This is a genomic window from Streptomyces sp. cg40 (genome assembly GCF_050320165.1).
GTDB classification, from domain to species: domain Bacteria; phylum Actinomycetota; class Actinomycetes; order Streptomycetales; family Streptomycetaceae; genus Streptomyces; species Streptomyces hokutonensis.
On sequence record NZ_CP190128.1, the window covers coordinates 4,700,220 to 4,713,821 of the forward strand.

Annotated in this window: 9 protein-coding genes; 4 read left to right on the forward strand and 5 right to left on the reverse strand. The window is 71.4% G+C overall.

Annotated features, from left to right (window positions below):
• Positions 1-86: 86 nt before the first annotated feature.
• The gene (locus tag ACQHII_RS20715) at positions 87-1,649 is read right to left on the reverse strand and encodes an MFS transporter (RefSeq protein WP_427920694.1); all 1,563 of its coding nucleotides are present in this window, start codon (positions 1,647-1,649) and stop codon (positions 87-89) included.
• A 151-nt stretch (positions 1,650-1,800) separates the two neighbouring features.
• Positions 1,801-2,445 (reverse strand): TetR/AcrR family transcriptional regulator, encoded by a 645-nt coding sequence (locus tag ACQHII_RS20720; protein ID WP_427920695.1) that lies wholly within the window; start codon positions 2,443-2,445, stop codon positions 1,801-1,803.
• Between the two features lie 304 nt (positions 2,446-2,749).
• On the opposite strand from ACQHII_RS20720, the gene ACQHII_RS20725 reads away from it, so the two are divergent.
• Both ACQHII_RS20725 and ACQHII_RS20730 read left to right on the forward strand, forming a co-directional pair.
• Positions 2,750-4,033, forward strand: coding sequence for a M6 family metalloprotease domain-containing protein (locus ACQHII_RS20725; protein WP_427920696.1), 1,284 nt, complete (start codon positions 2,750-2,752; stop codon positions 4,031-4,033).
• A 118-nt stretch (positions 4,034-4,151) separates the two neighbouring features.
• A complete protein-coding gene (locus ACQHII_RS20730; protein WP_427920697.1) occupies positions 4,152-5,822 on the forward strand; it encodes an IclR family transcriptional regulator domain-containing protein in 1,671 nt (556 codons plus the stop codon).
• A 455-nt stretch (positions 5,823-6,277) separates the two neighbouring features.
• On the opposite strand, the gene ACQHII_RS20735 is transcribed toward ACQHII_RS20730, so the two are convergent.
• Together ACQHII_RS20735 and ACQHII_RS20740 are read right to left on the reverse strand one after the other, a co-directional pair.
• Positions 6,278-7,594, reverse strand: coding sequence for an MFS transporter (locus ACQHII_RS20735; RefSeq protein WP_427920698.1), 1,317 nt, complete (start codon positions 7,592-7,594; stop codon positions 6,278-6,280).
• Between the two features lie 171 nt (positions 7,595-7,765).
• Complete coding sequence (locus ACQHII_RS20740; protein WP_427920699.1) at positions 7,766-8,434, reverse strand: NAD(P)-dependent oxidoreductase; 669 nt, start codon at positions 8,432-8,434, stop codon at positions 7,766-7,768.
• Between the two features lie 137 nt (positions 8,435-8,571).
• Here ACQHII_RS20740 and ACQHII_RS20745 point away from each other — a divergent pair, with 137 nt between their 5' ends.
• Both ACQHII_RS20745 and ACQHII_RS20750 read left to right on the forward strand, forming a co-directional pair.
• Positions 8,572-9,057 (forward strand): MarR family winged helix-turn-helix transcriptional regulator, encoded by a 486-nt coding sequence (locus ACQHII_RS20745; RefSeq protein WP_427920700.1) that lies wholly within the window; start codon positions 8,572-8,574, stop codon positions 9,055-9,057.
• 137 nt (positions 9,058-9,194) lie between these two features.
• Complete coding sequence (locus ACQHII_RS20750; protein ID WP_427920701.1) at positions 9,195-9,980, forward strand: MBL fold metallo-hydrolase; 786 nt, start codon at positions 9,195-9,197, stop codon at positions 9,978-9,980.
• Positions 9,981-10,008: 28 nt separating this feature from the next.
• On the opposite strand, the gene ACQHII_RS20755 is transcribed toward ACQHII_RS20750, so the two are convergent.
• The gene (locus ACQHII_RS20755) at positions 10,009-13,419 is read right to left on the reverse strand and encodes a S8 family serine peptidase (protein WP_427920702.1); all 3,411 of its coding nucleotides are present in this window, start codon (positions 13,417-13,419) and stop codon (positions 10,009-10,011) included.
• Positions 13,420-13,602 lie beyond the last annotated feature (183 nt).

The window sequence follows — 13,602 nt, forward strand, 5'->3', positions numbered from 1 at the left end:
GCAGTTCCTGGGAGTCGTACGTACGGGGCGTCCCCTTCCCCGTACGTACGGATGGTGCGAAGGGGGTACGACCGGGTCGGGCGTCGTCAGTGGGCGACGACCGGGACCTTGAACTCGTCCTCGGCGCCGTCACCGGAGGCCACCGGGTCGGAACCCTGCTTGCCCGCGTTGACGAGGACCGAGACGATCGCCGCGGCCGCCACCAGCATGCCGACGGCGAACCAGATGGCGTTGGTGTAGCCGTGCACCTGACCCTGGAGCGCGACCAGCTGCTGCTGGGTCTTGGAGGTACCCGCGCCGGCGATGTGGTCCTTGATGTACGCGGTCGTCGCGGAGGCGGCGATCGTGTTCAGCAGGGCCGTACCGATGGCGCCGCCCACCTGCTGCGAGGTGTTGACCATCGCGGAGGCGACACCCGCGTCCCGGGGCTCGACGCCCAGGGTGGCCAGCGACATGGCGGGCATGAACGCCGTACCCATGCCGAGGCCGAGCAGCAGCATCGCGGGCAGGATGATCGAGGCGTAGGACGAGCCGATCTCCAGCTGCGTCATCAGCAGCATGCCGACCGCGGCGACCAGGAAGCCGGGGCCCATGAGCAGGCGGGCCGGCAGGCGGGTCATCAGGCGGGTGCCGATCTGGGTCGAGCCGACCATCATGCCGACGATCATCGGCATGAAGGCGAAGCCGGTCTTGATCGGCGAGAAGCCCTTGACGACCTGGAGGTAGTAGGTGAGGAAGAGGAAGGTGCCGAACATCGCGATGATGGCGATGCCGAGCGAGAGGTAGATACCGCCGCGGTTGCGGTCGGTGACCACCCGCAGGGGCAGCAGCGAGGCCTTGACCTTCGCCTCGGTGACGACGAACGAGATCAGCAGCACCGCGGAGGCGATGAACAGGCCGACGGTCACGGAGTCGCCCCAGCCGTCGGACTCGGCGCGGGTGAAGCCGTAGACGAGCGAGACCAGGCCGAGGGTGGAGAGCAGGACGCCCGGGATGTCGAGCGGGTTGCGGTTGCGGCCGCCCTCCGGCTCTCGGATGACGAAGTACGCGCCGAGCGCGGCGATGATCGCGAACGGGATGTTCACGAAGAACGTCCAGCGCCAGTCGAGGTACTCGGTGAGCACACCGCCGAGGATGAAGCCGACGGCGCCGCCGCCACCGGCGATCGCGCCGTAGATGCCGAACGCCTTGGCGCGTTCCTTGGCGTCCGTGAACATCACGGCGAGCAGGGAGAGCGCGGCGGGCGCGAGCAGGGCGCCGAACGCGCCCTGGAGGGCACGGGCGCCGAACATCATGGCGCCGGAGGTGGCGAGACCGCCGAGCGCGGACGCGGCGGCGAAGCCGGTCAGACCGACGACGAAGGCGCGCTTGCGGCCCCACAGGTCGGCTATCCGGCCGCCGAAGAGAAGGAGTCCGCCGAAGGCGAGGGCGTAGGCCGTGACGACCCACTGCCGGTTGCCGTCGGAGATGCCCAGGTCGCTCTGGGCGGACGGAAGGGCGATGTTCACGATGGTCGCGTCGAGCACGACCATCAGCTGGGCGAGCGCGATGAACGCGAGCGCCTTCCAGCGGTTGGAATGGGCTTCGTGCTCGGCCGCCTCGGCGGCCTTGTCGAGAGCGCGGGGGGCGCTTCGAGCTGTTTCAGACATGGTGGTACCCACTTCGGGACTTCGTGACGGAAAAATACGGAAGAAGGACGTGATCGGGGACGGCTCGTCGGCGAGTGACGCTGCGTGGCCGCTACGGCGACGAGAGCCGGTGCTTGTTGTTGAGACGGGCGTGACGCTCTGAACTCATCGGTCAGGGCTGCCGGAGATCCTCCATGGTCGCGGCGGTGCCGGGCAGGACCGAGCGGGCCGGGGCCCGCAGTCCGTCCAGGAACAGCTGCAGGTGTCGGTGCACGAAGCGGTCGGCGCTGAGGCATCCGGTGCCGGCCGGGGGCCTGCTGAGCTGGGCCACGGCGACCATCACATCGCCGACACCCACGTCCGTACGGAGCTGTCCGGACCGCCGGGCGCGGTCCATGACCTCGTCGATCAGCTGCTCGACCCGCTCCCGCGCGGCTTCCAGGTCCGGGTGGAACTGGTCGAACGTGCTGGAGATCATCGGGCACAGCGCGCTGACCCGCTCGTCGGCGGCCACGTGCACGAAGCGCTCCAGAGCGGCGAAGGCGTCGCCGGTCTCATTGAGCGCCTGCTCGGCGGCCTCCGACGTACTGTCCATGACCGAGACCACGACCTCGCGGACGAGGGCGTCGCGGTCGGGGAAGTTGCGGTAGAGCGTGGCGTTGCCGACGCCGGCCCGGCGGGCGATCTCGTCGAGCGGCACATCCGGGCCGAACTCGACGAACATCTCGCGGGCGGCGGTGACGATCCGCTCCCGGTTGCGCAAAGCGTCGGCACGCGGCCGGGGCACCTTTCGCTGTACGGGGGTCGCGGTCGTCACGGCGTACTCCTGGGGCTCTAAGGTCTTCGACTGCTGAGGCGATCCGGGGAACCTCTCCCCGTTTCGCTCGGACACATGGCTAAACGGGGAAACGCTCCCCGGTTATTTCCCGCTCAGTGGGACATTTCATGTGACCTGGGTCACATCTCGTTTGGGCCCCCGTTCGGGTCCCCGTTCGGACCTCTTTTCCCGCACGACCACACGGTCGGTCTCCTCCAGCGCGCGCCCTCGCACCGCACGACACAGGGTGATCGAAAGGGTGCAGCCGGAGACCGGCGGCTGCCGTGGCGCGAAGGGTCCATGCATGCAGCCCAGCCGTCGGATACGCCCGCGCCGCGTGGCCGCCCTCGCGTCCGTGACCGTCCTGACCCTCGCGGTCAGCACCTCGGCCGGTACCGGACACCTCACCCCGGGCGCCACGACGGCGGCGGGCCCGATCGCGCTCGCCCGCACCTCCGCACTCGGCGCCTGCATGATCAACGGCCCCCTCGACACCGAGATGTCCGAGGGCATCCCCACCCCGGGCGGCTACTCCCGCTCCACCGGCACGGTCCACGCCCTGACCCTGATGGTCGACTTCTCCGACGCCCCCGGCCAGGGCACCGCCATGGACCGCTACCACGAGTTCTTCCCGCAGACCCAGGAGTGGTTCCGCACCAGCTCATACGGCCGCCTCGACTACCGCCCCGAGACCCCGGTCACCCACTGGCTCCGCATGCCCAAGCCCTTCAAGTCCTACGGCATAGAGCGCGGCGCGCCCTTCGACCCCGGGTACCGGCAGCTCGTCCAGGACATCGTCGCCGCCGCCGACCCGAGCGTGGACTTCCGGTCCTACGACCTCCTGAACGTCCTCGTCACCCCGAACGCGGGCCCCTCCGCCCTCGACACCGTCCTCTCGGTGACGTTCGCCGGCAACACCGAGGCCCCGGTCGCGGACGGCGTTCCCGTCTCCAACGCCTCCTTCGTCTACTCCCGCCAGGACGACGGCTCCGGCTCCTACGCCCGCACCGGCTACCGCGTCCTCCCCCACGAGAACGGCCACGTCTTCGGCCTGCCCGACCTCTACACCCAGGAGGGCGGGGGCGCGGTCGGCCACTGGGACATCATGAGCGAGGACTGGGGCGCCGACAACGACCTCCTGGGCTGGCACAAGTGGAAACTCGGCTGGCTCGACCCGTCCCAGGTCGACTGCGCGATGACCGGCGGCACTTCGGAGTACACCCTGACCCCGCTGGAACGCCCCGGCGGCGACGGCACCCGCCTGGTCTTCGTCCCGCTCTCCCGCCGGACCGGCTACGCCCTGGAACTGCGCACCCACGAGGGCAACGACGAGGCGGTGTGCCGCCCCGGCGTCCTCATCTACAAGGTGGAGGCGGACGTCGACACAGGGATGGGCCCGGTGAAGGTGTACGACGCGCACCGGGACAGCGGGGGCTGCACGCGGAGCCCCAATGTGCACGCCGAGTTGTCGGACGCGCCGTTCACCGCGGGGGAATCGTTCAACGATCCCCGTAGGGGGGTTCGGGTGGCTGTGATCGGGGCCGATGCGGAGGGGAAGTATCGGGTGACGGTTACTCGGACGCGGTAGGGGCGGGGCTCAGGGGATGGAGCGCCGCTCTCCTGAAGCGGGTGTCGCAGGCTCGGCGGTGACCGCACCGGGAGCGGGCTTAACGTAGGGCTGCCGAGATCGCCGTACCGGAGAGCCGATGCCCGCTGAGACCACGTTGGACGACCGTGCCGAAGCCGTGCCCGTCGAGGCGGTCGCGCCGCTGATCCGGGGGGTCGCCGTGGTGCGCCGGCTCACCGAGGCGGGCGGCGCGTCGAGCCTCAGCGGGCTGGAGCGGGCCACCGGGCTGGCCCGTTCCACGGTCGACCGGATCACCGCGACGCTCGCCCGCATGGGATACGTCCGTCTCGACGGCCGGGACACGGTTCTCACCCCTCGGATCATGGAGCTGGGCAACGCCTATCTGGCCGCCCTGCGGCTCCCGTCGCTCCTGGACGCCCGCGCGGACGCCCTCGCCGACGAGTTGGACGAGTCCGTGTCGTTGGCGGTCGCCGACCGGGACGGCATCCGCTTCATCCACCAGGCGACCCGCCGCCGCGCGATGTCCCTGAGCTTCCGCATCGGCGACCTGCTGCCGGCCGAACGCACCGCGCCGGGACCGCTGTTCGCGACCGAGTGGACCGACCGCGACTGGGCGCGCTGGCGCGAGCGCCGGGCGGCGGACCCGGAGGACCGGGGTTTCCCTGCCGTACCCCCGCGCTCGCCGTCGTCCCCCGCACCCGATCTCGAACGGTCGGCCGCACAGGCCCGCGAGGACGGCTGGGCACTGGACGACCAGCTGATCGAACCGGGCCTGACGGCGGTGTCCGTGCCCGTACGGGACCCGCGTACCGGCACGATCGCGTGCGTGGCGAGCGTGGTCAGCCACACCAGCCGGCACACGGCGGCGGATCTGCGGGACACGCTGCTGCCGCGGCTGCGCGCCGCGGTCGAGGCGATGGAGGAGGACCTGCGCGCGGCACCCCGGCCGGACTCGGCCGCCGCGCCCTCGGGGCTCGCGACCTGGACGGGCGCGTCCAAACAGGAACTGGGCCGGGAGTTCGTCGAATCGCTGGCCCGCGGACTGACGGTCCTGACGGCCTTCGGCGAGGGCCGCGCCGAACTGACCCTCACGGAGGTCGCCCGGGCGACGGGCCTGGCCCGCGCGACCGCCCGCCGCGCACTGATCACCTACGAACACCTGGGCCTGGTCGCCGCGTCCGGCGACCGCCGCTTCACCCTGACACCCCGGGTGCTGTCGCTGGGCTTCCCCCCGCTCTCCCGCACCACCCTCCCGTCCCTCGCGACCCCGCACCTGACCGCCCTCGCCGCCCGCATCCACGAGTCGGCGTCCCTGGCGATCCTCGTGGGCGGCGACATCCAGTACACGGCCCGGGTCGCCACCAGCAGCGTGATGAGCGTGAACATCGCGGTCGGCACCCGTTTCCCGGCGTACGCGACGGCACTGGGCCGCGTCCTCCTGTCCGACGCCCCGCCGCCGACCGTACGGGACGCCCTGGCCGCCCCACGTCCCCTGACCCCGCACACGCTGACCGACCCCGCCGCGCTCTCGGCCGCCCTGGAACGGATCCGGTCCCAGGGATACGCCCTGGTCGACGAGGAGTTGGAGGCGGGCCTGCGCTCACTCGCCGTCCCGGTCCGCGACCGCACCGGCCGGGTCGTCGCCGCGCTCAACACGGCGACCCATGTGGCCCGCCGGCCGGCGGAGGCGTACGTCGCGGACATCCTGCCCGAACTGCTGGCGACGGCGGGGCGGATCGAGGCGGATCTGCGGGTGGCGGGGCGCTTCACTCGGGTGGCGCGGTCCTGACCCCCAGGTGGGTGGGGCTCGCGTGACGGCTGCGCCTCGGCGGGGGGATCCGGCAACTGACGCATCCTTTACGGCTGTTGCCGTCCCGCCCCAGGAGAGAGCCTGACCGACGGCTGCGCCCCGACGGCGAGAACCGGCAGTCGGCCCAGCCCCGGCCGTACCACTGTCGCCGTCTGACCTAGGAAGAGCCCACCTGACGGCAACGCCCCGGCGGCGAGAACCGGCAACTGGCGCGTCCCTTAAGCCTGTTCCCCTCCCGCCCCAGGAGAGAGCCTGACCGACGGCTGCGCCCGACGGCGAGAACCGGCAGTCGGCCCAGCCCCAGTCGTACCGGTGTCGCGGCCCCGGCCTAGGCGAACACCCCCGTAACCCCTACGCCTCAGCGACCGATTCCGGCAGACCGCGCAGCTGTACCACTGTCGCCGCCCAAGCCCAGGCGAGAACCCCCGTGACCTCTACGCCCCGGCGGCTGTTCCCGCCAAGCCACGCAGCCGTACCACCCACACAACAATCGCGGCCAGCGTGATCGAGACGACCGCCGTGGCCATCCCGGCCCGGATGCCGGCGGACATCGTGACGGTGCTCGCCACCAGCGCGCCGAGGGGGACGCCCAGGCCGGAGGAGAGCATGCGGCGGGTGGTGTTGACGCGGCCCTGGAGTTCGGGCGGGGTCACCTCCTGGGAGTAGGTCATCGTGTTCACCAGGACAACCAGGTAGGCGGTTCCCCAGGCCGCCAGGGCGACGAGTGCGAGCCGCCAGTCGGTGGTGAGCACGACCACGAGTCCGAGCAGTGCGCCGGCCGGCAGTACCAGGAGCAGCAGCGGGAACGCGTCGTAGCGGCGCCGTAGTCGGGGCAGCAGGAGGGAGCCGCCGATGCCGCCGGCGCTCCACGCCATGTAGAGGAGGCCGATACGGCCGTCGGTGCCGTGGATGCCCAGGCCGCGGTCGGCGAAGACGACGAGTTGGCCGACGATGGCTCCGCCGGAGAACGACTGGAGCGTGCCGACCACGGTCATGACCCGCAGCGTCGGATGCCCGGCCAGGAAGCGCAGTCCCTCACCGACGGACTCCCGGAAGCCCGTTCGCGGGCCCGAACCGGCCGCTCGGGAAAGGGAGTTGGCGACGACACGGAGGAAGCCTGGCCGTGAACCCGAACCGGCTGCCCGGGCAGGGGAGTTGGCGACCGCTCGGAGGAACAGCGCGGAGCCCGTGAAGCTCAGGGCGTCGAGGGTGAGTGTGCCTACGGGGTGGACGAGGGCGATGAGGGCGCCCGCGACGCCGTTGCCGGTGATGCGGACGACGGTGTCGGCGCCGTAGAGCGCGCTGTTGGCGGCGGGGAGTCTGTCCTTGCCTACGAGGGCGGGGACGAAGCCGTAGCCGCCCGCGTCGAAGAAGAGGGAGAGGGTGGAGGAGAGGAACGCGACCGCGATGACGTGGCCCACGGTCAGTGCGTGCAGGGCCTGGGCGAGGGGGACCGAGCCCAGGCACAGGGCGCTGAGGCAGTCGCTCACGATCATCAGGGTGCGCCGGTCGACGCGGTCGGCCACCGCGCCCGCGATCAGGCCGAACGCGAGGTAGGGCAGCGTCCCGGCCGCCGCGACCAGGGACACCAGCAGCGGCGACCGGCTCTGCTGGAACACCAGGACGGGCAGTGCGACGGTGGTGACGGCGGACCCGAGACCGGACACGGCACGGGAGAGCCAGAAGTTCCGGAACCCCGAGTTCCGCCGGAGGGGCGGGAGTTGGGGGATCGGCAGGGTGGTGTCCGTCATCTGCAAAGCTCCATGGCGAAGGACCGGCGGGCGCGGTGGCCCGTCGGTGCGGTGTGCGGGTGGGGTGCCGGAAACAGAACCGGCGCAGGGCATCAAAAAAGGGTCGACACCCGGTCCGGTTGTTCGATGACCGGAGGTGTCGACCCGAAGGAATGAGCTGAGGGGACTTTATCAAGGACGGGCGCCGGACGCCTTCCACCCCTTCTCCGTCGTGACCAGCACCCGCTGCCCGGCGAGTTCGCGGTCGCCGGCGATGTCGACGAGGGCGCGCGCGACGTTCGCGAAGGGGAGGGTGGGCAGGCCCGGGACCTTGGCGACCTCGTCGAGGCGCTTGACCGTGGCGGTGGGTGCCGCGGGGGCCTCCTTGAGGTTGACCGGGTGAACGATCGTCCAGTTCAGGCCGCTCGCGGGGAGGCTCTGCTCCGAGAGCTCCTTGTCCTTGAAGATCGCGGCGACGACCGTCTTGTAGACCAGCCGCCCGAGGAGCGAGGCCTTCGCCGCCGTGTCCCCGACCCCGAACGCGGAGACGAGCACGAACCGTCCGACACCGGCGTCCCGCGCGGCGGCGGTGATGACCGGTACGGAGCGCTGCATCAGGTCGATGGGCTTCTTCGCGCGCAGGGCGACCCCGATCGCCGAGATCACGGCGTCGCTGCCGGCGAAGGCCTTGGCCAGCGCGGCCCGGTCGTCGAGGGAGCCCCGTACGACGGTCAGCCCGGACTGCGGCTGCACCGCGTCGGGGTTGCGCACGTAGGCGACGACCTCGTGCCCCTGGGACAGCGCCTCCTTCACGACATGTGAGCCGATGTTGCCCGTGGCACCGAGTACGACGATCTTCATGGTTCTCCTCCTCCGGGCCTGCTCCGACCCGCTCGGGTTAATTACTTCGAATTCGAAGCATTAACGCAAAGTGCTTCGAATTCGAAGCGCATACTTGACGGTAGCATACTTCGAACTCGAAGCAAGGACGGTGGACCATGGAGCCGACACCCCAACACATCGCGGCCTACTTCGCCCTCATGGAGGCCGGAGCCCTGCTGCAACAACTGGTCGAACAGCAGTTGCGCGAAGAGGGCGACCTCACATACATCCAGTTCCGCGTCCTGGCCCAGCTCGTCGAGGCCCCCGGCCAGAGCCTGCGCATGACCGATCTCGCCGACGGGGTCGTCTACAGCCGCAGCGGACTGACCTACCAGGCCGACCGCCTGCAGCAGAACGGCCTGATCGCCCGCACCCCGTCGCCCGACGACGAACGCTCGGTGACCGTGACGATCACCGAAGCCGGAAAGGAGGCACTGGCACGCGTACTGCCCGGCCACATCGACCTCGTCGCGAGGGAACTCTTCGGCCCACTGGACGAGGAGGACGTCACGGCGATGGCGGACGTCCTCACCCGGGTCCGCGACAACCTGCGCCACGCCCCGCGCCGCCGGACACCCCGCCGGCGCCCCAAGGCGACCTGATCCGTTCGAGGGCATCGCACACACCTGCACGACACCATCCCCGGGTGACATATTTGACGGCACTTATGTCGTAAGTCTAACGTGGAGGGAAGAAGAACATACACCGTAAGTGTGATAACTCTCCGAGGACACCCGCCATGAAGGTCCACCACCTGAACTGCGGCACCATGCGTCCGCCCGGCGCCCGTCTCGTCTGCCACGTGCTGCTGATCGAGACCGCGAACGGCCTGGTCCTCGTCGACTCCGGCTACGGCCTCGACGACATCGCCGATCCCCGGCGGCGGGTCGGACCGGCCCGCCGTTTCGTCCGGCCGGTGTTCGACCCGGAGGAGACGGCCGTCCGCCAGGTCGAGGCGCTCGGGTTCCGCCGGGACGACGTGCGCCACATCGTGCTCACCCACTTCGACGCCGACCACATCGGCGGCCTCTCCGACTTCCCCGACGCCGAGGTCCACCTCACCGCGGACGAGGCGCGCGGAGCCGTCCACTCCCCCTCCTGGCGGGAGCGGATCCGCTACAGCCCGGCCCAGTGGGCGCACGGCCCCAAGCTCGTCGAGCACCGGCCCGACGGCGAGAAGTGGCGTGGGTTCGCCGCGGCCAGGGAACTCGACACCATCGCTCCCGGCATCGTCCTGGTCGCCCTCCCCGGCCACACCCGCGGCCACGCCGCCGTGGCCGTCGACACCGGAACGCGCTGGATCCTGCACGCCGGTGACGCCTTCTACCACCACGGCACCCTCGACGGCCGCTCCCGGGTCCCCGCCTCGCTGCGCGGCATGGAGACCGTCGTCGGGTTCGACCTGAAGAGGGTCCGCGACAACCACGCCCGACTGGCCGAGCTGTACCGGCGGGCCGACCCCGACCTGACGATCGTCAGCGCCCACGACCCGGTCCTGTTCGAGAAGGCGCGCGCCGGCGCGTGACGACGGCGTGCGCCCCTCCCCGACCGGCCTACCGGACCGTGCGGTAGGCGTTCACCAGGGTCTCGGTCACCGTGTTCCCCTTGGTGTCCGTCAGCGTCGCCCTCAGGCTCACCGTGCCCGGCCTCGCCGGGTTGGTGAGGGTCAGCGACCGCTTGCCGTTCGCGGCGGTGGTCACCGTGACGCGCTTCCAGGTGCGTGCGCCGTCGTACGACACCTGCACGGCAAGGGACTTGACCGCGCCCCTGGCCGCCGCCGGGCCCTGGATGCCGACCGGGACGGTGAGGCGGGCGCCCGCCTTCGCCGTGCTGGTGGGGCTCAGCCTCGGGGTGAAGCGGACCACCGACATCGGGAAGTTGACGAGTTCGGTGCCGGGGACGTGGTCCGCGGTGAACGTCCAGACCGCCGAGGCCCGGGTGCCGACGCTGAAGTCCTTCGCGGGACGGGTGGCGTCGATGCTGAGCCGGTAGGCGGCCTTCTTCGTCGGCATGCCGTCCTGCACCCCCAGGTCGCAGGGGTCCGTCCGCCGGTCGGAAAGAGTGCGGCCGTCGGCCGTGAAGCTGACGTGCCAGGTGGCCGCGCCCGCGTTCGGGTGGCCCGCTCCGTCCGAGAGCATCGGGACGCAGATCGCGTAGGAGGCGCCGCTGTGCGAGGCGCCCGGGGTGCCGACGCCGTTGGAGTCGGAGATGACGGGCGCGAAGACGCCGGTGTTGAACGTCTCCCGGTAGGTGCGGCCCGCCTCGAAGCGGCGGGACGCGGGCGCGCTCAGGAACGCCAGGTTCGGATACGAGTCGTTGTCGAGGTTGACGCCCAGGTTCCAGCGCAGGCCGGTGTCCGCGGAGAGGTAGTGGACGACGTTCGTGGCGGGCACCTTGCGCAGGTTGCCCATGGGGGAGCCCACCAGGCTCGACACGTTCGGCCAGCCCGGTGTGGTCCAGCCGAGGTTCGGCCGGGCCTCGCTGCCCTTGGTGGTGGAACCGATCGCGGTGACGACCTTGGCCAGGCCCCGGGTGGTGAAGGTGCGGGTCAGCCCGGTGAAGAAGGAACCCTTGCGGGTGGTGACGAGGCCGTAGAGCGCACCGGTGGAGCCGCGCTGCCAGACACCGCCGGCCTGGGCGACGAAGTCCGCGGCGGGCACGGACGGTCCGGCCTGTGCGAGGTAGACGTGGCTGTAGGCGCTGGAGATGCCGAGCATCACGGCCGACGAGTAGTCGTAGGCCGACGTGCGGCCGTGGGCGCCGTAGACGATCCGGCCGTCCGTCAGCTGGGCGCGGGCGTCGGGGGCGGTGACCTTGACGGGCTTTCCGGTGCGGGCGTCCAGGGACAGCGTGGTGTCCTTGTTCACCAGGAGGCCCGGGGAGACCAGTTGGGTCGTGTCGTCGGAGTCGCCGCTACGGCTGCGGAGCTGGGCGTCGACGACATAGCGGCCCTTGGGCACCCGGATGGTGACCTCGCCGTTCTTGACGGCCGCGTCGCCGAAGTCGCCGAAGGACCAGGTCCGGCCGTTGTCCAGGCCGCCGACGAGGGCGAGTCCCGGGCTGGTGGGCTTGCCGTCGCGGCCGGTGAACCTGAGCGTCAGGTCGTACGACTCCTTCTCCCTGATGGTGCCGAAGGCGGTGCGCACGCTCTGGCCGCCGGCCGGGGTCGCGGTGACGATCCCGGAGAAGCCGCCGTCCACGGTGCCGACGCGGGTGTCGGCGGTGACGGTGACGTCGGCCGTGCCGTTCGCGGGGACGGTGACCGTGCTCGCCGACAGGGTGAACATGCCGGCCGGGGCCGCCTTGCCGTCGGGGCCGGTCGCGTCGGCGGACAGGGTCAGGGTGACGGGCGTGGCGGTGGTGTTGCGGTAGGTGAGGGTCTTGGTCACCGGCCGGTCGTCGGTGTGCGGCCACTGCTGGAGGCCGAAGTCGAGCGACGGTTCGTCGGTGATCACGGTCTGGGTGACGGCGCGGCCCGCGTCGACGCGGCCGGCGCCCTGCGCGTAGACCGAGTAGGTGCCGTTCAGCGGCACGGTGGAGTCCATCAGCGCGGCCTTGAGCCGCTGGCCGGTCCAGGTGGGGTGTTCCTCGGCGAGGACGGCCGCCGCTCCGACGGTGTGCGGGGTCGCCATCGACGTACCGCTCATGCGGACGTACCCGGCGGTGCCGGACGGGTCGCCCTCGGTGCCGTGGGCCGCCTTGGCCGAGATGATGTCGAGGCCGGGGGCGGAGATGTCCGGCTTGAGGGTGCCGTCCGCGCTCGGGCCGCGGCTGGAGAAGTCGGTCACCCGGTCCTTGCCGTCGACGGCGGCGACGGTGAGGGCGGCGGAGGCCGCGCCGGGCGAGTCGAGGGTGTTGTCGTCGGGGCCCTCGTTGCCGGCGGCGATGACGAACAGCGTGCCGGCGGAGGCCGACAGGTCGTCGACCGCCTTCTCCACCGGGTCGACGCCGGCCGTGTCGGTCCCGCCGAGGCTCATGTTGACGACCTTGGCGCCCTGGGCGGAGGCCCACTGCATGGCGGAGATCAGCCAGGACTCCTGGGTCCCGCCGCCCTTGAACACCTTGCCGATGAGCAGCTTGGCGCCGGGGGCCACACCCTTGTACCTGCCGTTGCTGCGGGCGCCGGACCCGGCGATGGTGGCGGCGACGTGCGTGCCGTGGCCCATCGTGTCGTCGGTGGTGCCCGAGCCGGAGAAGTCCTTGGTGGCCGCGATGGCGTTCTTCACGTCCGGGTGCGTGGCGTCGATGCCGCTGTCGAGGACGGCGACCTTGACGCCCTTGCCGTCGTATCCGGCCTTCCAGGCGGCGGGCGCGTGGATCTGGGCGGTGCCCTGGGTCGGGTCGGGGTCGGCGGTCTCGGTCTTCGGGGCCGCTATCTTGGCGTCCAGCCAGACCCGGTCGACGCCGTGCTCCGTGGTCACCGCGTCGCCCTCGCCGGTCGGGCGGGTCAGCGCGTCCCACACGCCGGTGGCGTCCGGCTTGTCGGCGGTCACCGACTCGCCGTGCACGGCGGGCAGTTGGCGCTGCACGTCGGCGTCGGCCGAGCGCAGCGCCCGCCTGGCGGTGCCGGTCGCGGAGCCCTTGTAGGAGACGATCAGCGGCAGGGTCGCGCGGTGGGCGTCGTCGTACCCGTCCGCTATGAGCTGCGTGACGTCGAACAGCCGCCGGTCCAGCCGGCCGCTCGCGAGCAGGGGCCCGGCGTCGGCGGGGACGACGTACGTCTGCCCCGCGAAGCGGCGCACCGAGACGGGGACGTCGTCGCGGCCCTTGCCCCGGTCGACGCCGACGACCCGGCCGGAGGCGTCCACGCCGACCGTGTCGCCGGTGATCAGGGTGACGCGGACGGCGGCCCCGGCGAGGCCGCTCGACGGCGCGGCGGCCGCGTCCGTCGGAGCCGCGACGGTGATGGCGGCGGTGGCGGTGAGCCCGGCCAGCGCGAGCAGCGCGGCTGTTCCGTACGTCACTCTCCGGCCGCGCCTCTTCAGCCTGTGCTTGCTGTTGTTGCTGTGCAAAGGAGGTCTCTCTCTTCCCCGTGTCGGCGCCGGACGGCGCCCGGTTACCGGGCCGAGAGCGAGTCTTGGGTTCCCGCGCATTGGTCAGTAGGGCGTCTGGAGCCCTGAACAATTCACACGCGGCGCAGGTCGGAG

What these genes read in the sequence shown, in the direction of transcription:
- ACQHII_RS20715 (WP_427920694.1), bottom strand. Translation starts at nt 1,649, where the DNA reads ATGTCTGAAACAGCTCGAAGCGCCCCCCGCGCTCTCGACAAGGCCGCC.
- ACQHII_RS20725 (WP_427920696.1), top strand. Translation starts at nt 2,750, where the DNA reads ATGCAGCCCAGCCGTCGGATACGCCCGCGCCGCGTGGCCGCCCTCGCG.
- ACQHII_RS20730 (WP_427920697.1), top strand. Translation starts at nt 4,152, where the DNA reads ATGCCCGCTGAGACCACGTTGGACGACCGTGCCGAAGCCGTGCCCGTC.
- ACQHII_RS20735 (WP_427920698.1), bottom strand. Translation starts at nt 7,594, where the DNA reads ATGACGGACACCACCCTGCCGATCCCCCAACTCCCGCCCCTCCGGCGG.
- ACQHII_RS20740 (WP_427920699.1), bottom strand. Translation starts at nt 8,434, where the DNA reads ATGAAGATCGTCGTACTCGGTGCCACGGGCAACATCGGCTCACATGTC.
- ACQHII_RS20745 (WP_427920700.1), top strand. Translation starts at nt 8,572, where the DNA reads ATGGAGCCGACACCCCAACACATCGCGGCCTACTTCGCCCTCATGGAG.
- ACQHII_RS20750 (WP_427920701.1), top strand. Translation starts at nt 9,195, where the DNA reads ATGAAGGTCCACCACCTGAACTGCGGCACCATGCGTCCGCCCGGCGCC.